A 15,804-nucleotide genomic window follows, 5' to 3' on the forward strand; every position below is an offset into this window, starting at 1 on the left:
CGCCGAGATCCCCGTGAGGAGGAGCGGTGCACAATGTCGGCGTGACGGAGCCGAAGACGTACGGTGACGAGGTCGCCGTGGTGACAGTGACCTACTCGCCGGGCGAGACCCTGGACCGCTTCCTCGACACGTTGGAGAAGGCCACCGACCGTGACGTCACGGTGGTGCTCGCCGACAACGGGTCCGTCGACGGGGTACCGGAGAAGGCGGCGGCCGAGCGCGACAACGTCCACTTCGTCCCCACCGGCGGAAACCTCGGTTACGGCGGCGGCGTCAACGCCGGTGTCGCCACCCTCGGTGACGAGGTGGGGTGGATCGTCATCGCCAACCCCGACCTCGAATGGGACCCCGGCTCGCTGGACGAGTTGCTGAAGGCCGCGAAGCGCTGGCCGCGGGGAGGGGCGTTCGGTCCGCTGATCCGGGAGCCGGACGGGTCGGTGTATCCGTCGGCACGGTTGCTGCCGTCACTGGGCCGAGGGATCGGGCACGCCGTGCTCGGCAAGATCTGGCCCGGAAACCCGTGGACCCGCTCGTACCGGCAGGAGACGCAGGCCCCCACCGAACGCACCGCGGGCTGGCTCTCCGGTTCGTGCCTGTTGGTGCGCAGGTCCGCGTTCGACTCCGTCGCGGGCTTCGATTCCCGCTACTTCATGTACTTCGAGGACGTCGACTTCGGTGACCGGCTCGGCCGGGCCGGGTGGCTCAACGTCTACGTGCCGTCGGCGAGCGTGATGCACATCGGCGGGGTGTCCACGAGCAAGGCCTCCAAGCGCATGCTCGCGGCCCACCACGACAGTGCCTACCGCTACCTCGCCGACCGACACACGGGGCTTTTGTGGAAGCCGGTGTTGGCCGCCATCAAGCTGGGTCTCGCGGTGCGGCTGAAGGTGGAGACCCGCGGCGCCTGAGGCGGGCCCGCGATCACAGCCCTTCGAGCCTGCGGGCGACGTACGACTGGTTCCGCGTCGTCTTGGTGGTGGGCACCAGTCCGCCGTCGTCGGAGTCCTCGTCGGTCCGGGACTCGGCTTGCGCGTCGGCCTTCGTGTCGCCGCTGCCCTCGGACGAGGGGATCGACACGGGCTGGGTGACGTCGGGCTGCTCCGACAGGGGAGTCCGCATCGGGGTCGTCGGCATCGTCTCGGAAAGGTGGGACTCCCGCGAGACGTCGTTGGCCTCGATCACGGACGACGGCAGTTTCGTAGTGGTGTTCGGGTCGACCTCGGAGTCGATCTTCTGAACCACCGCCCGTGGAATCTGCTGTGTGTTCACAGAGTCCATCGGCGATGTCATGTTGTCCGGTGTCACAACGCCCTTGCGCGCTTGTGCGCGGGCGAGCACGGCGTCCGCGCGGTCGCGGGGATCCATGTCCTCGCACCCCCATACCCTCACCGATGGCCCTCTCTGCACCGGGCCGCCGCCTTCGGCCTCTAGGGTAGGCCCTCTGGCACCCGCCCGTCGAAGGTTGGGTGTGCTTCGTCGTCGAGTCGATGATGTAGGTATGGGAGGGGTCTGCGCGACATGACGTCCGTGTCGGGTGCTGATGCCGTGATTCTCGTGGGGGGCAAGGGAACGCGGCTGCGTCCGCTCACCCTGTCGGCTCCCAAGCCGATGCTGCCCACGGCGGGGGTTCCGTTCCTGTCGCATGTGCTCTCGCGTATCCGCGCGGTGGGGATCACACATGTGGTGCTCGGCACGTCGTACCGCGCGGAGGTGTTCGAGGAGTACTTCGGCGACGGCTCGGCGTTCGGCCTCGACATCGACTACGTGGTGGAGTCCGAGCCGCTCGACACGGGCGGTGCCATCCGCAACGTCGTGGACCGGCTGCGGGGCGACGACGCGGTGGTGTTCAACGGCGACATCCTCTCGGGGGCCGACCTCGGCGCCCTGGTGGCCGCCCACCGGAAGGCGGAGGCCGACGTCACGCTGCACCTGCAGCGGGTCGCCGACCCGTCTCGGTTCGGGTCCGTACCCACCGACGCCGACGGCCGGGTCACCGCGTTTCTGGAGAAGACTCCGAATCCGCCCACCGATCAGATCAACGCGGGTTGCTACGTGTTCCGCCGCTCGGTGATCGAGGAGATCCCGGCGGGCCGTCCCGTGTCGGTGGAGCGCGAGACGTTCCCCGACCTGTTGCGGCGGGGCAGGCACGTGCACGGCTACGTGGACAGCTCGTACTGGCTCGACGTCGGTACCCCCGAGGCGTTCGTGCGCGGTTCGGCCGACCTCGTCACGGGGCGTGCCCCGTCCTCGGCCCTCCCCGGCCCCACGGGAGAGCGGTTGGTGCTCGACGACGCGGTGATCGCCGACGGCGCCGAGGTCACCGAAGGGTCCACCGTGGGTAAGGGGGCTTCCGTGGCCGCGGGTGCCCGAGTCCGTGGTTCCGTGCTCTTCGACGGCGCGGTGGTCGCGGAGGGGGCCGTGGTGGAACGGTCCGTGCTCGGTGTGGGAGCCCGAGTCGGCAAGGGAGCCGTCCTGAGGGGCGTGGTGCTCGGCGACCGGGCGTCGGTGGGCGCCGAGTGCGAGCTGCTCGACGGGGCGCGAGTGTGGCCGGACGTCGAACTGGCCGATTCCGCGATACGGTTCTCCAGCGATGTCTGAGGTCTCCCGCCGCTGGCGGCCTCCCTTCCCCCTCGACGTCGAGGGCGTACTGGCGCCCCTGCGCCGAGGCCGGGGCGACCCGTGTCTGAGGCACGACGGCGGCGGGCGCACCTGGCTCACCGCGAACACGGCCGACGGGCCGGGCACGCTCGTCTTCCGCGTGTGCGGGGACGGCACCGTGGAGGCGCGGGCATGGGGCGGTGGCGCGAACGTGCTGCTCGACGGGCTTCCCGAGCTGCTCGGGGCCGCTGACGACGACACCGGTTTCGTCGCCCACCACGACGCCGTGGCCCGAGCCCGGCGGCGGTCCCCGCTGCTCCGCCTGACCCGCACCGGCCGGGTGTGGGACGCGCTCGTACCCGCCGTGCTGGAGCAGAAGGTGACGACCCACGAGGCGCGGCGGTCGTGGCGGGAGTTGTGCCGTTGGTTCGGGGAACCGGCGCCCGGCCCGACCCCCGTGGGCCTGCGGGTGCCCCCGACCCCGGCGGCGATTCGGGCGGTGACGGAGTGGCAGTGGCACCGGGCGGGCGTCGACCTGCGACGGCGGACGACCCTGGTGGCCGCCGCGCGGGTCGCGCACCGGCTGGAGGAGGCCGCGATCCACGGCGGGGAACGCGGCCGCGCGCTGCTGCGGAAGGTGCCGGGCATCGGGGTGTGGACGGCGGCGGAGATCGCGCAGCGGGCGTGGGGCGACCCCGACGCGGTGAGTTTCGGTGACCTGCACACCCCGTCGCTCGTGGGACACGCCTTGGTGGGGTGCCCGTTGGACGACGGCGGGATGGCGGAGGTGCTGGCGCCGTACGCACCGCAGCGGCAGCGGGTGGTGCGTTACCTGCAGGCGGCGGGGTACTCGCGCCCGAGGTTCGGGCCGCGTGCCCCGGTGCGGAACTACCGCGCGATCTGAGTGAACGCCTCGGAAAGCTGTGCCTCGGCTCGGTCGAAGTACTCCTCCAGAGCCTGCTCCGCCTCGACGAGCTTGCCGTCGAGGACGAGCGTGGTGATCCGGCGGTTGAATTCGAGGTAGGGCTCGTGGAACTCGCGCGGCCGGGACATGACGTGGAAGGCCAACCGCAGTTCGGCGAGCAACTGCCGCATCAGCTCGTCCACGCGCGGGCTGCCCGCGAGCCCGCCGATGGCCTGGTGGAACCGCATGTTGGCGGTGCCGACGTCGACCCAGCGCTGTTCGGCGTGGGCGCGTTCGCCCTCTGACACGGCCTCGTCCAGGGCGGCGAGGCGAGTGCTGTCGGCGGTGTCCGCGAGCCGGATGGCACGGGTCTCCAGCATCCGCCGCACGCGGTAGAGATCGGCGACGTCCGCGGCGTCGAGGACCCGCACGAACACCCCGCGATGGAACTCGTGGACCAGCAGGCGTTCGTGCACCAGTAGCCGGAACGCCTCGCGGAGGGTGTTGCGCGACACGGACAGCGCGCGTCCGGCGTTCTCCTCCGACAGCCGGGTGCCGGGCGGCAGGGCGCCCTCGATGATTCGCTGGCGAAGGACGTCGGCGACGCGTTCGGCCGTGCTCGTTCGGTCGAGCAGTGCGCGATCGCCCGCGAGCAGGTCGACCCACAGGTCCGTGGTAGTCATGCGACCTCCGTTCGACGTCCCGCAGAGTACCAGGACAACTACACAAGCCCCTTGCAGGATTGTTCAACAATTCTGTACTGTCGGTCGTCCGACGGAGGTGGTGACATGCGCCTGCTGCCGTGTGCCGACACGGGGTTGCTCGTGGAGCTCGACGACCTGGCCCAGGTCATGGGCTTGCACGCGGCGTTGCGCGCCGACCCGCCCGTCGGGGTGGTGGATCTCGTTCCGGCCGCTCGCACGCTACTGGTGCGGTTCGATCCTCGTCGGACCGATCGCGCCACCGTGGAAGGCGCCGTGAAGTCCGCGAGCGCCGCTCGGCCCGCGGAAACGACCCGTGGGGAGACCGAACTCGTCGAGATCCCCGTGACCTATGACGGCGACGACCTCGCCGAGGTCGCCGACCTCCTCGGCCTCACCCCACGGGAGGTGGTCGCCGCGCACACGAGCGCGCGGTGGACCGTCGCGTTCGGCGGGTTCGCCCCCGGTTTCGGGTACCTGACGGCCGAGGAGTGGCCCCACGACGTTCCCCGCCGTGGGGAGTCCCGCACCGTCGTGCCGGAGGGAGCGGTGGCGGTGGCGGGGCCGTTCAGCGGGGTGTACCCGAGATCGTCGCCCGGTGGGTGGCAGCTCATCGGGCGTACCGAGACGGCGCTGTGGGATCTCCACCGTGATCCGCCCGCCCTGCTGCGGCCCGGAGTGAACGTGCGATTCGTGGAGAAGTCGTGAACGAGCGCGCGGAAATAGGGCTGGAGATCGTGGAGAGCGGCCCTCTCGCCACCGTGCAGGACCTCGGTCGACCGGGGCTCGCCGGGATCGGCGTCGGCGCCTCGGGAGCCGCCGACCGTGCGGCACTGCGGCTGGGGAACCGCCTCGTCGGCAACCCCGAGGGCGCGGCGGCCGTCGAGGTGACCTTCGGCGGGTTCGCCGCACTCGCGCGGCGCGACCTGACCGTCGCCGTCACGGGAGCCCCCTGCCCCGTGACCGTCGGGCGGCGGGGAGGCGCGGTGGGCGCCGTGCTGCGGGTGCGTGCGGGGGAGTGTTTGCGGTTGGGGGTGCCCGAACGCGGACTACGCAGTTACGTGGCGGTGCGGGGCGGGATCGCCGTGGAGCCCGTGCTCGGTTCCGCCTCCACCGACGTACTCGCCGGGGTGGGACCCCCGCCCCTGGAGGCCGGGCACACGCTGCCGGTGGGCGTCCCGAGGTTGCCGTTGCCGCCCGTGGACTTCGCTCCCGTGCCGCCGCTGCCCGCGGACGAACTCACGCTGCGCGTCGTTCGGGGGCCCCGCGCCGACTGGTTCGCCGACGCCGCGCTGTCCACACTGCTGGGGTGCCCCTACGAGGTGACGTCGCGCAGCAACCGGATCGGCCTGCGCCTCGACGGTCCCGAACTGGTCAGGGCCCGGCACGAGGAGCTGCCGAGCGAGGGCGTGGTACCCGGCGCGCTGCAGGTGCCTCCGAGCGGCAAGCCCACCCTGTTCCTCGCCGACCACCCCGTCACCGGCGGCTATCCGGTGATCGCGGTGGTGCTGTCCGCCGACGTCGACAAAGCGGCCCAGGCAAGACCGGGAGCGAGACTCCGCTTCGTGGAAGCCTGACCATCGTGTCCGCAAGTTGTGCACTCGTGTCCGCAGGTTGGGTACGGGTGTTCGCACTTCCCGTACACGGCGGCGCCGCTGGGGCCTCGCCTAGGCGCACACAAAGCGCGGACACGCGTGCGAGACCTGCGGACACGCGTGCGAGAACTGCGGACACGCGCTCATAACTTGCGTCAGGTTTCCAGGGCCGCCTTGACGATGGCGAGGGCCTCGTCGGCGGACAGGCCCAGCGCACGCACCTGCTCGGCGTAGGCCGCCGCCGCGTCACGCGCTCGCCGGAGGGTGACATCGCCCGAGGCGCCGACGAACGTCCCGGCCCGGCCCTTGGTTTCGAGCAGGCCGACCTCCTCCAGCTCCCGGTAGGCGCGGGCGATGGTGTTGGGCGCGATGCCGAGCTCGGCCGCCAGCGCCCGGACGGTGGGGAGCTTGGTGCCGACGGCGAGGCTGCCGTTGCGAATCCGCCGCGCGATCCCCGACTTCACCTGCTCGTACGGCGGCGTCTTCGAATTGGGGTCCAGCCGAACGATCATGTCGCCCTCACCTGTCGAGCGCCGCGGCGATGAGCTCGGTGAGGTCCTCGGTCCGCGGCGGCAGCTCGTGCACCGGCCACCACCGCAGGTCCTCGGACTCGTCGCTGGCCACCGGCTCGGCCCCCTCGGGTGCCCTGGCCACGAAGCGCACGTCGAAGTGCCGGGTGGGCACCCCGAGCGAACACGTCACCGGGTGCACGTCGAGGTGCACGGGCTCCGGGTCGAGCGAGAGCCCGGCGATGCCCGACTCCTCCGTGGCCTCCCGCAGCGCCGCCTCGACGAGCGAGGTGTCCTCGGGCTCGCAGTGGCCGCCGAGCTGCAGCCAACGCCCCACGCGCGGGTGCAGGGTCAGCAACACATGCTCGCCCTTGGCGTCGAGCACCACCGTGGAGGCGGTGAGGTGTCCCGCCACGCACGAGCGGTCGCACGCGTCCCGTCGCGCGGCCAGGAAGCCGAGGTAGCTCTGGCGCAGTGACTCCTGTGCGGCGTCGGAGGGCTTCCACGCCTCCAAGGTCGCCGTCGCGTCGGCGTGCAGGGCGCTCACCATTCGATCAACCCTTCGTCGAGATCACGCGGGGGTCGTGGGGACAGTGGGGTCGCCGGGTGACCGATCGCCACGGCGCCGAGCGGGTACCAGTGGTCGTCCAGCCCGAGGGTACGGCGGACCACATCGGCGGCGAAGATCGTCGAGCCGATCCAGCAGGAGCCGAGCCCCTCGGCGGCCAACGCCACCAGCAGGGCCTGCACGGCCGCGCCGCCGGCCACCGTGAACATCGTGTGCTCGCAGTCGTTGCGGCGATCGTCCCGGTAGGTGTGCGCGCCCTCGGGCACGAGGAACGGCACGACGACCTCGGGGGCGGTGTAGAGGATCTCGCCTCGGCGCAACCTGCGCTCGATCTGCTCGGCGCCGAACCCGTCGCCTTCGAGATCGGCGCGCCACGCCTCGCGCATGGCGTCGAGCAACTTCTCGCGTTCGGCCCGAGTACGCAGCCAGCCGAACCGTACGGGCCTGGTGTGGTGGGGTGCGGGCGCGGTGAGCGCGGCACCCACGGCCCTTCGCAGGGCCTCCGGGTCCACGGGCTCGTCGGTGAACTCCCGCACCGACCGACGCACGAGCACGGCTTCCCTGCGTCCCTTGGCGACGGCCTCCGCCGTGCCCAGGCGGAAGAGGTCCTCCTCGGCCGGACGCACGAGGTCGCGGGCGGTGGCCGCTCCCGGAACGTCGTCGCCGACGGACAGGCCGCGCACCACGGCGACGGGCACGGCCTTGAGCTTGCCCTTCACCAGGTCGGCAGCCGCGGCGACCTCGTCGGCCACGGCGATCTCGGTGACGGCGAGTTCGTTGCCCTGCCGGTCGCGGGCGCCGGCGTACGAGCGCAGCACACGTAGCCCCGAGGAACCGATGGCGGCGTCGGTCTGTCCGACCCGCCACGCACGACCCATCGTGTCGGTGATGACCACCGCGACCTCCACGCCGAGCCGTTCGCGCAGCCCGTTGCGCAGCGCCAGGGCCGAGGCGTCCGGATCGGCGGGCAGCAGTGCGATCTCCCCGGAGTCCACATTGGAGGCGTCCACGCCGGAGGCCGCCTGCACGATGCCGAGGGTGTTCTCGGTGATCACCGTGCGGCCGACGCGGGCGAGCACCCGCACGGCTTCCCGGTCGACGAGCTTGCGTCGTTCGGCGTCCCGCTTCTCCGGGTCGTCGGGCACGCGCACGAGCCTGCCCTCGACCTTCGACACCACCTTGCTGGTCACCACCACGACGTCGCCGGAACGCAACCACGGCGCGTGGCGTGCGATGGCGCCCGTCAGGTCGTCGCCGGGACGGAACTCCGGAAGCCCCTCCACCGGCAGGATCTCGATACGGTCCGCGGCGTGCTCAGTCATCGTCCACTCCGGCCAGGTCGAGCGCGGCCCGCACCATGTCGGCCGTCGCCTCGACGTCGGACATGATCAACGGCACGGCGCGTACGGCCACTCCCGGCACGTTCGCCGACTCGCCCTTGTGGACCAGCCAGCCGTCGAGCAGCCCGTCCTCGGACGTCTGCCGCGCCCCGTAGTACCTGCCGACTCCTTCGGCCGACGTCTCGACCCCGATCGCGGACAGGCACGCGTCGGCCATGCCCCGCAGGGGCTTCCCACCGATGATGGGGGACACACCCACGACCCCGGCCTCGGTGGCCCGAAGCGCCTCGCGCACGCCGGGCACGGCCAGCACCGTGCCGATCGACACGACCGGGTTCGACGGGGCGAACAGCACGGCGTCGGCCTCCTCGATGACCTCCAGGACACCCGGCGCCGGTTTGGCCTCCTCCGCGCCCACGGGAACGATGCTGTGGGCGCGAAGCTTCGCCCGGTACCGCACCCACCACTCCTGGAAGTGGAGGGCCTTGCGCTGCCCCTCCTGCTCCGGGTCGTCCACCACGACGTGGGTCTCCACCCGGTCGTCGGTCATGGGCAGGAGCCGGACGCCCGGCCGCCAGCGGTCGCACAGCGCCTCGGTGACGGCCGACAGCGGGTAGCCCGCGCGCATCATGCGGGTGCGGATGAGGTGGGTGGCGATGTCCTTGTCGCCGAGTGCGAACCACGTCGGTTCGGCGCCGTAGGCCTCCAGCTCGGACTTCACGGTCCAGGTCTCGTCGGCGTGTCCCCACCCGCGTTCCGGGTCGACCCCGCCGCCGAGCGTGTACATGCAGGTGTCGAGATCGGGGCAGATACGCAACCCGTGCATCCACACGTCGTCGCCCGTGTTGACGAGCGCGGTGATCCGGTGGGGGGACTCCCCTTCTCCGGTCGGGGGCAGGCCGAGAGCGGCCTTGACACCGAGCAGGAACCGGGCCCCGCCCACCCCGCCGACGACGACGACAACCTTCACTGTGTTGGCCTCTTCTTCACGTTCGGTGTTGCTCCTCCGGTGCTCGATCCTCGCACGGGACTCGCTGCCGGCAACGGTGGTATGGCACGAATCCGGTTCGCTCGGTGTCCACCCTCGAAGTCGGCGGTCCGTGTCCGGCGCGTGGGCGAATTCACAGGGCCCGTGAGGGCGGAGTTCGTCCCATGGGGGCCATGTTCTCGGCGCGCGTCTGCTGGAGTTCGGCGGTGTCGGTCACAATGGTGGTTGCCCCAACGAAGCACCCGGGGACGCGCGAATTCGCGTGGGTGTTCACTCCGTAACACGGCGACATCCCCTCGGGGGCGTCGGCATAGGATGCGCAAGCGGAACAGCGGAGTTGTCCGGCGAGAAGGCCAGACCGAAAGACAAAGCAGGAGAACGCAGTGACCTACGTGATCGCCGAGCCCTGCGTCGACGTGCTCGACAAGGCATGCATCGACGAGTGCCCCGTCGACTGCATCTACGAAGGCGAACGGATGCTCTACATCCACCCCGACGAGTGCGTCGACTGCGGGGCTTGCGAGCCGGTCTGCCCGGTGGAGGCCATCTACTACGAGGACGACGTCCCGGACGAGTGGAGCGCCTACACCAAGGCCAACGCCGACTTCTTCGACGAGCTCGGCTCGCCGGGCGGGGCGGCGAAGGTCGGAAAGACCTCGCACGACCCGCAGTGGATCAAGGACCTGCCCCCGCAGGGCGAATGAGTAGGCCCGCGCTTCCCGACTTTCCCTGGGACTCGCTGGCCGAGCACGCCGCCACGGCACGCTCCCACCCCGACGGGATCGTCGACCTGTCGGTGGGAACCCCCGTGGACCCGGTGCCGGAGAGCATCCGGGCCGCGTTGGCGTCGGTGTCGGACATTCCGGGTTACCCCACCACGCACGGCACCGCCGCGTTGCGTGAGGCGGCGGTGGACGCGTTGCGGCGGCGACACGGTGTCACCGGTGTCGAGCCGGAGGCGGTGCTGCCCACGATCGGGTCGAAGGAACTCGTCGCCTGGCTGCCCACGCTGCTCGGTGTGGGCGCCGGTGACACGGTGGTGATCCCCGAGCTGGCCTACCCCACCTACGAGGTGGGCGCACTGCTCGCGGGCGCGACCGTCGTGCGGGCGGACGGGCTCACCGCGCTCGGCCCCGCGAGGCCGAAGCTGTTGTGGCTGAACTCGCCGTCGAACCCCACCGGCAGGGTGCTCGGGGTCGCTCACCTGCGCAAGGTGGTGGAGTGGGCGCGGGAGCGCGGCACCGTGGTGGTGTCCGACGAGTGCTACCTGGCGCTCGGCTGGGACGCCGAGCCCGTGTCGATCCTGCATCCGGACGTGCACGGCGGCAGCCTCGACGGTCTGCTCGCGGTGCACTCGCTGTCGAAGTCGGCGAACCTCGCCGGATACCGCGCCGGCTTCGTGACCGGCGACCCCGTGTTGGTGCGTGACCTGCTGGCCGTGCGCAAGCACGCCGGGATGATCGTGCCGAGGCCCGTGCAGCAGGCCATGACCGTGGCACTGGCCGACGACGACGCGCTGCGGGACCAGCGTGCCCGCTACGCCGCGCGTCGGGACGTGCTGCGACCCGCCCTGGAGCGAGCGGGGTTCCGTATCGAGCACTCCGAGGCCGGGCTGTACCTGTGGGCGACGCGTGGCGAACCGGCGCGACGGACGGTGGCCCGGTTGGCGGAGCGCGGCATCCTCGTCGCACCGGGCACGTTCTACGGGCCGAAGGGCGGCGAGTACGTCCGGGTGGCGTTGACCGCCACCGACGAACGAGTGAAGACGGCGGCGGCGCGCCTGGCGGAGTGACACCGGGCGCGCGGTCCGCGGGAGTCGGGTCGGCGGAGAGCGGTTTTTCCGTGGGGCCGGATCGGGCACGTACTCGCCCGGTCCGGCCCCACGGCGTTTTTCGCGTGGCCTCAGTCGTTGGCGTGCAGGGCGGCGTTGAGCTCGATGCCCGCGCCGGTGCGTTCGACGACCTCCACCGCGCCGGTGGCGGAGTTGCGCCGGAACAGCACACCGGAGACACCGGACAACTCGCGAGCCTTCACGGTGCGGCCCCGGAAGACCACCTTCGTGCCCGCGGTGACGTACAGGCCCGCCTCGACCACGGAGTCGTCGCCGAGCGAGATCCCCACGCCGCCGTTGGCGCCGATGAGGCACCGCCGGCCGAGGGAGATGACTTCCTTGCCGCCACCGGAGAGCGTGCCCATGATCGACGCGCCGCCGCCGATGTCGGTGCCGTCGCCGACCACGACGCCCGCCGAGATCCGGCCTTCCACCATCGACGCGCCGAGCGTGCCCGCGTTGAAGTTCACGAAGCCCTCGTGCATGACCGTGGTGCCGCTCGCGAGGTGGGCACCGAGCCGCACCCGGTCGGCGTCACCGATGCGGACGCCGCTGGGCAGCACGTAATCGACCATCCGCGGGAACTTGTCGACGCTGTGGACGGTCACCGGACCGCGGGACCGCAGCCGCATGCGCGTCGCCTCGAAACCCTCCACCGGGCACGGACCGTGATTGGTCCACACGACGTTGGCCAGGTGCCCGAAGACACCGTCGAGGTTCTGGCCGTGCGGGCGCACCAGCCGGTGGGACAGCAGGTGCAGCCTGAGGTACACGTCGTGCGCGTCCTTGGGCGGTTCCGCCAGCGACGCGATGGTGGTCCGCACGGCCACGACCTCGACTCCCCGCGCGTCGTCGGGTCCGAGTACGGCGGTGGCCGACGCGCCGAGGGCTTCGGAGGCCTGTTCCTTCGACAGTCGCTCGGTTCCGCTTGTCGCGGCCGCGTCCGCGTCGACGAGTTTCGGCTGCGGGAACCACGTGTCGAGCACGGTGCCGTCGGGCGTGACGGTCGCCAGGCCGACACCGGTCGCGCCGGTCGTTTCGGGATTCGGGGTAGCTGTGCTCACGGGGGCTACGGTAACCCGCGGTCAGCTCGGGGACCCCGTCACATCGGGCAGGCTCGCCACCTCGGTCCGCAGGCTCGACAGCGCCGAGGCCATGTCGGTGAGCGTGCCGGCGCACACGTCGGGGTCGCCGTTGCCCTCGCAGTTGTTGTTGCGGTAGGCGGCCACGGTGGTGTCGAGGTCGTCGGCGGCCTTTCGCAGCCGAGGATGGTTCGTCGCGTACTTGCGAGCCGTGCCCGGCACGTTCGCCAGTTGCGTGACGTACTTCTCGCACGACGGCGACCGCACCTCCGTGGGTGCCGTGTAACAGGCGTCGGCCTGCAACGCACGCACCTTCACCAGCAGCGCGCCGGGCCCCGGATCGGGGGAGCCCTTGGGGCTGGGACCGGCCTCACGCGAACAACCGGTCAGTGTGAACAGTGCGGCGGTGAGCAGAGCGACACAGGCACGGGTACGCACGTCCCCACCGTACGCAGCGGGGGTTACGGTGCCAGCATGGCCTCGCTCGATCTGTGTTCCGATCCCGTCGACCTGACCGCCGCGCTCGTCGACATCGCCAGTGTGTCCGGGGAGGAAGCGGCCATCGCGGACGCGGTGGAGGACGCGTTGCGTTCCCAGGCGCCGCACCTGGAGGTGGTGCGCAACGGCGACGCGGTGCTGGCCAGGACGAACCTGGGCCGGGCGAGGCGGGTCGTGTTCGCCGGTCACCTCGACACCGTGCCGGTCAACGACAACCTGCCCTCGCGGCGTACCGGATCGGGCGACGACGAGGTGCTCCACGGTCTCGGCAGCGTCGACATGAAGGGCGGCGACGCCGTGTTCCTGCACCTGGCGGCCACGCTCCCGGACCCGCGTCACGACGTGACCTTCGTCTTCTACGACTGCGAAGAGGTGGACGCCGCCCGTAACGGGCTGGGCCGCATCGAACGGGAACTGCCCGAGTGGTTGCGCGGCGACCTCGCCGTGGTGGGGGAGCCGTCCAACGCCTCGATCGAGGCGGGGTGCCAGGGCACACTACGTGCGGAGATCCGGTTGAAGGGCGTGCGAGCGCACACCGCGCGGGCGTGGATGGGCACCAACGCCATCCACGCACTGGCCGAACCGCTGCGTCGACTCGCGGAGTACTCCTCGCGGGAGGTCGACATCGACGGTCTCACCTATCGCGAGGGACTCCAGGCGGTGCGGGTCTCCGGCGGCGTGGCGGGCAACGTCGTGCCCGACGAGGCGGTGTTGGTCGTGAACCATCGGTTCGCCCCCGACGTCACGCCGGAGCAGGCGGAGCAGCGGGTCCGCGAGGTGTTCGACGGTTACGAGCTCACCGTGGTCGACCGGTCCCCCGGCGCGCTGCCGGGGCTGGCGGAGCCCGCCACGGCGGAGCTGGTCCGCGCCGCGGGAGGCGACGTGGCGGCCAAGCTCGGGTGGACCGACGTTGCCCGGTTCGCCGCGCTCGGCATGCCCGCCGTGAACTTCGGGCCCGGCGACCCCACGCTGGCCCACACGCGGCAGGAGCACGTCGCGGCTCGGGACATCCGTCGGGTCACCCAGGTGCTGCGGACGTTTTTGGCCGACTGACTCTACGCTGATCGCTGTGACCGAGGTGATGCGCAACAATACGGACAACAACGGAGAGCGACCGCCCGAACGCCATCGTGGCCCCGTCGTCCTACGCCGGGGCCGGCAGTCGGAGGACTCCACCACCGACCAGCGGCTGCTCGACTCCCGAGGCCCCAGCGACTGGGTGCACACGGACCCGTGGCGGGTCCTGCGTATCCAGGCCGAGTTCGTCGAGGGCTTCGGCGCGCTGGCGGAGGTACCGCGCGCGGTGACGGTGTTCGGCTCCGCCCGCACCCCCCGCGACCATCCCGAGTACCAGCTCGGCAGGCAGATCGGCGCCGCGCTGGCGAGTGCCGGGTTCGCCGCCATCACCGGTGGTGGGCCGGGGGTGATGGAGGCGGTGAACCGGGGAGCGTCCGAAGCCGGTGGGCTGTCCATCGGTCTGGGTATCGAGCTGCCCTTCGAGCAGGGCCTCAACCCGTGGGTCGACCTCGGGGTGAACTTCCGCTACTTTTTCGCGCGCAAGACGATGTTCGTCAAGTACGCGCAGGCGTTCATCTGTCTCCCCGGTGGGTTCGGCACGCTCGACGAGCTGTTCGAGGCGCTCACGCTCGTGCAGACGAAGAAGGTCACCAAGTTCCCCGTGGTGTTGTTCGGCTCCTCGTACTGGGGCGGGCTGTACGACTGGATCCGGAACACGATGCTCGCCGAAGGCAAGATCAACGAGCGGGACCTGGCACTGCTGCACGTCACCGACGACATCGACGACGCCATCGGCGTGGTGCAGGAGGCCTACAAGGCATGGGAGGACACGCACTAGTGGAGCGGATCTGCGTCTTCTGCGGGTCGTCGTCGGGCAAGGACCCCGCCTACGCCACCGAAGCCGCCGCGATGGGCAAACTGCTCGCCGACCGCGGCATCGGCCTCGTCTACGGAGGCGGCCGGGTGGGGCTCATGGGGGTCGTGGCCGATGCGGTGCTGGAGGCGGGTGGCGAGGTCATCGGCGTGATCCCCAAGCACCTGATGCGGGCCGAGATCGCCCACCACGGCCTCCCGAAGCTCCACGTCGTGGCGGACATGCACGAGCGCAAGGCCACGATGGCGCGGCTGTCGGACGGCTTCGTGGCGCTGCCCGGTGGGGCGGGCACGCTGGAGGAGCTGTTCGAGGTCTGGACATGGGCCCAACTGGGTCTGCACGCCAAGCCCGTCGGGTTGCTGGACGTCCGGGGCTACTACTCCAAGATGGCCGAGTTCATCGACCATATGGTCGCCGAGGGGTTCCTGGGCGGGACCAGCCGCGACCTCGTGACCGTCACGGACGACGCCGAGGCGCTGCTCGACGCGTTCTCCCGGCACACGTACACGCCCGTCGACAAGTGGGCGGGCTGACCCGCCCGGTCGGCACCGACAAGACGCGTCGCGACCTGTCTCTCAGGCCGCGTCGGAGCGCGGACGCTCGTGGTAACGGTCCACGTACTCCAGCCCGGACAGCTCCATGATCGCGTACATGATCTCGTCGGTGACCGCGCGCCGGATCGCGGGCGAGGAACCGAGTCCCTCGTAGCGGGAGAAGTCGAGCGGCTTGCCGAACCGCACGCTCACCTTGGCGAACCGGGGGATCTTCTTGCCCACCGGCAGGAGTCGTTCCGTGCCGCTCAAGGCCACGGGAACCACCACGGCGCCCGTTTCGAGGGCGAGGCTGCCGACGCCGGTGTGGCCGCGGTGCAGCCGACCGTCGAGCGAACGAGTGCCCTCCGGGTAGATCGCGAAGGTCTCGCCCGCCTCCAGCACCTCGCGGGCCGCCGCCAACGCGGTGAGCCCGGCCATGGCGTTGCCGCGTTCCACGGGCACGTAGCCGAGCGCGGACAGGAACGCGGCCAGGGCGCGGCCCCGCAGCCCTCGGCCCGTGAAGTACTCCGCCTTGCCGAGGAAGCGCACCGGCCGGGGCGACACCAACGAGAGCACGGCCGTGTCGATCGCCGACCTGTGGTTGGGAGCTAGCAGTACCGGTCCGGACAACGGGACGTTCTCCACACCCTCGATCTCGGGGCGGTAGACGAGCCGGGCCAGCGGTGCGAGCGCTCCTCGGATCAGCTGTTGCAACACGGTCCCTCCCAGTGGCGATCGCCTCCCAGGATTACACGACCGGCGCCGT

General features: G+C 71.2%; 19 protein-coding genes. 10 read left to right on the top strand and 9 right to left on the bottom strand.

Annotated features, from left to right (window positions below; all coding sequences use genetic code 11):
• Positions 1 to 26: 26 nt before the first annotated feature.
• A complete protein-coding gene (locus tag SACGLDRAFT_RS03195) occupies positions 27 to 908 on the top strand; it encodes a glycosyltransferase family 2 protein (RefSeq protein WP_005461693.1) in 882 nt (293 codons plus the stop codon).
• A gap of 13 nt (positions 909 to 921) precedes the next feature.
• On the opposite strand, the gene SACGLDRAFT_RS03200 is transcribed toward SACGLDRAFT_RS03195, so the two are convergent.
• Entirely contained in the window at positions 922 to 1,365 is a 444-nt protein-coding gene (locus tag SACGLDRAFT_RS03200; RefSeq protein ID WP_005461694.1) for a hypothetical protein, read from the bottom strand.
• Between the two features lie 153 nt (positions 1,366 to 1,518).
• Here SACGLDRAFT_RS03200 and manB point away from each other — a divergent pair, with 153 nt between their 5' ends.
• A complete protein-coding gene (gene manB, locus SACGLDRAFT_RS03205; protein ID WP_005461696.1) occupies positions 1,519 to 2,598 on the top strand; it encodes a mannose-1-phosphate guanylyltransferase in 1,080 nt (359 codons plus the stop codon).
• Complete coding sequence (locus SACGLDRAFT_RS03210) at positions 2,591 to 3,502, top strand: DNA-3-methyladenine glycosylase family protein (protein ID WP_005461698.1); 912 nt, start codon at positions 2,591 to 2,593, stop codon at positions 3,500 to 3,502. Before manB ends, SACGLDRAFT_RS03210 begins: the two co-directional genes overlap by 8 nt.
• Here the strand turns inward: SACGLDRAFT_RS03210 and SACGLDRAFT_RS03215 are convergent.
• Positions 3,487 to 4,185: a GntR family transcriptional regulator gene (locus SACGLDRAFT_RS03215; protein WP_005461699.1), complete on the bottom strand. Its 699-nt coding sequence runs from the start codon at positions 4,183 to 4,185 to the stop codon at positions 3,487 to 3,489. The genes SACGLDRAFT_RS03210 and SACGLDRAFT_RS03215 overlap by 16 nt on opposite strands.
• A gap of 105 nt (positions 4,186 to 4,290) precedes the next feature.
• On the opposite strand from SACGLDRAFT_RS03215, the gene SACGLDRAFT_RS03220 reads away from it, so the two are divergent.
• Entirely contained in the window at positions 4,291 to 4,911 is a 621-nt protein-coding gene (locus SACGLDRAFT_RS03220; protein ID WP_005461700.1) for a 5-oxoprolinase subunit B family protein, read from the top strand.
• Positions 4,908 to 5,780, top strand: coding sequence for a 5-oxoprolinase subunit C family protein (locus SACGLDRAFT_RS03225; RefSeq protein ID WP_005461702.1), 873 nt, complete (start codon positions 4,908 to 4,910; stop codon positions 5,778 to 5,780). Before SACGLDRAFT_RS03220 ends, SACGLDRAFT_RS03225 begins: the two co-directional genes overlap by 4 nt.
• 173 nt (positions 5,781 to 5,953) lie before the next feature.
• On the opposite strand, the gene SACGLDRAFT_RS03230 is transcribed toward SACGLDRAFT_RS03225, so the two are convergent.
• The 4 genes from SACGLDRAFT_RS03230 to cofD are packed head-to-tail and all read right to left on the bottom strand — an operon-like array spanning position 5,954 to position 9,185.
• Positions 5,954 to 6,310 (bottom strand): GntR family transcriptional regulator, encoded by a 357-nt coding sequence (locus SACGLDRAFT_RS03230; protein ID WP_005461704.1) that lies wholly within the window; start codon positions 6,308 to 6,310, stop codon positions 5,954 to 5,956.
• A 7-nt stretch (positions 6,311 to 6,317) separates the two neighbouring features.
• On the bottom strand, positions 6,318 to 6,857 hold the full coding sequence (locus SACGLDRAFT_RS03235) for an NUDIX hydrolase (RefSeq protein ID WP_005461705.1): 540 nt from the start codon (positions 6,855 to 6,857) through the stop codon (positions 6,318 to 6,320).
• Positions 6,851 to 8,197 carry a coenzyme F420-0:L-glutamate ligase gene (locus SACGLDRAFT_RS03240; RefSeq protein WP_005461707.1) on the bottom strand — a complete coding sequence of 449 codons (1,347 nt, stop codon included), beginning with the start codon at positions 8,195 to 8,197 and terminating at the stop codon, positions 6,851 to 6,853. The genes SACGLDRAFT_RS03235 and SACGLDRAFT_RS03240 overlap by 7 nt, the downstream gene beginning before the upstream one ends.
• A complete protein-coding gene (gene cofD / locus SACGLDRAFT_RS03245; RefSeq protein WP_005461709.1) occupies positions 8,190 to 9,185 on the bottom strand; it encodes a 2-phospho-L-lactate transferase in 996 nt (331 codons plus the stop codon). Before cofD ends, SACGLDRAFT_RS03240 begins: the two co-directional genes overlap by 8 nt.
• A 401-nt stretch (positions 9,186 to 9,586) precedes the next feature.
• Between cofD and fdxA the strand changes: the two genes are divergently transcribed.
• Together fdxA and dapC are read left to right on the top strand one after the other, a co-directional pair.
• A complete protein-coding gene (gene fdxA, locus SACGLDRAFT_RS03250) occupies positions 9,587 to 9,907 on the top strand; it encodes a ferredoxin (RefSeq protein ID WP_005461711.1) in 321 nt (106 codons plus the stop codon).
• Positions 9,904 to 10,995 carry a succinyldiaminopimelate transaminase gene (gene dapC / locus SACGLDRAFT_RS03255; protein ID WP_005461713.1) on the top strand — a complete coding sequence of 364 codons (1,092 nt, stop codon included), beginning with the start codon at positions 9,904 to 9,906 and terminating at the stop codon, positions 10,993 to 10,995. The genes fdxA and dapC overlap by 4 nt, the downstream gene beginning before the upstream one ends.
• A 110-nt stretch (positions 10,996 to 11,105) precedes the next feature.
• On the opposite strand, the gene dapD is transcribed toward dapC, so the two are convergent.
• Both dapD and SACGLDRAFT_RS03265 read right to left on the bottom strand, forming a co-directional pair.
• Complete coding sequence (gene dapD, locus SACGLDRAFT_RS03260) at positions 11,106 to 12,098, bottom strand: 2,3,4,5-tetrahydropyridine-2,6-dicarboxylate N-succinyltransferase (RefSeq protein ID WP_005461716.1); 993 nt, start codon at positions 12,096 to 12,098, stop codon at positions 11,106 to 11,108.
• Positions 12,099 to 12,119: 21 nt separating this feature from the next.
• Complete coding sequence (locus tag SACGLDRAFT_RS03265; protein WP_005461729.1) at positions 12,120 to 12,554, bottom strand: hypothetical protein; 435 nt, start codon at positions 12,552 to 12,554, stop codon at positions 12,120 to 12,122.
• A gap of 36 nt (positions 12,555 to 12,590) precedes the next feature.
• On the opposite strand from SACGLDRAFT_RS03265, the gene dapE reads away from it, so the two are divergent.
• The 3 genes from dapE to SACGLDRAFT_RS03280 are packed head-to-tail and all read left to right on the top strand — an operon-like array spanning position 12,591 to position 15,038.
• Positions 12,591 to 13,667, top strand: a complete 1,077-nt coding sequence (gene dapE, locus SACGLDRAFT_RS03270; RefSeq protein ID WP_005461730.1) for a succinyl-diaminopimelate desuccinylase — start codon at positions 12,591 to 12,593, stop codon at positions 13,665 to 13,667.
• Positions 13,668 to 13,695: 28 nt separating this feature from the next.
• Entirely contained in the window at positions 13,696 to 14,469 is a 774-nt protein-coding gene (locus SACGLDRAFT_RS03275) for an LOG family protein (protein WP_005461732.1), read from the top strand.
• Entirely contained in the window at positions 14,451 to 15,038 is a 588-nt protein-coding gene (locus tag SACGLDRAFT_RS03280; RefSeq protein ID WP_005461734.1) for an LOG family protein, read from the top strand. The genes SACGLDRAFT_RS03275 and SACGLDRAFT_RS03280 overlap by 19 nt, the downstream gene beginning before the upstream one ends.
• A 42-nt stretch (positions 15,039 to 15,080) precedes the next feature.
• Here the strand turns inward: SACGLDRAFT_RS03280 and SACGLDRAFT_RS03285 are convergent, their stop codons facing one another.
• Positions 15,081 to 15,755: a lysophospholipid acyltransferase family protein gene (locus SACGLDRAFT_RS03285; RefSeq protein WP_005461735.1), complete on the bottom strand. Its 675-nt coding sequence runs from the start codon at positions 15,753 to 15,755 to the stop codon at positions 15,081 to 15,083.
• Between the last annotated feature and the right edge of the window lie 49 nt (positions 15,756 to 15,804).

This window comes from Saccharomonospora glauca K62, assembly GCF_000243395.2.
GTDB classification, from domain to species: Bacteria; Actinomycetota; Actinomycetes; order Mycobacteriales; family Pseudonocardiaceae; genus Saccharomonospora; species Saccharomonospora glauca.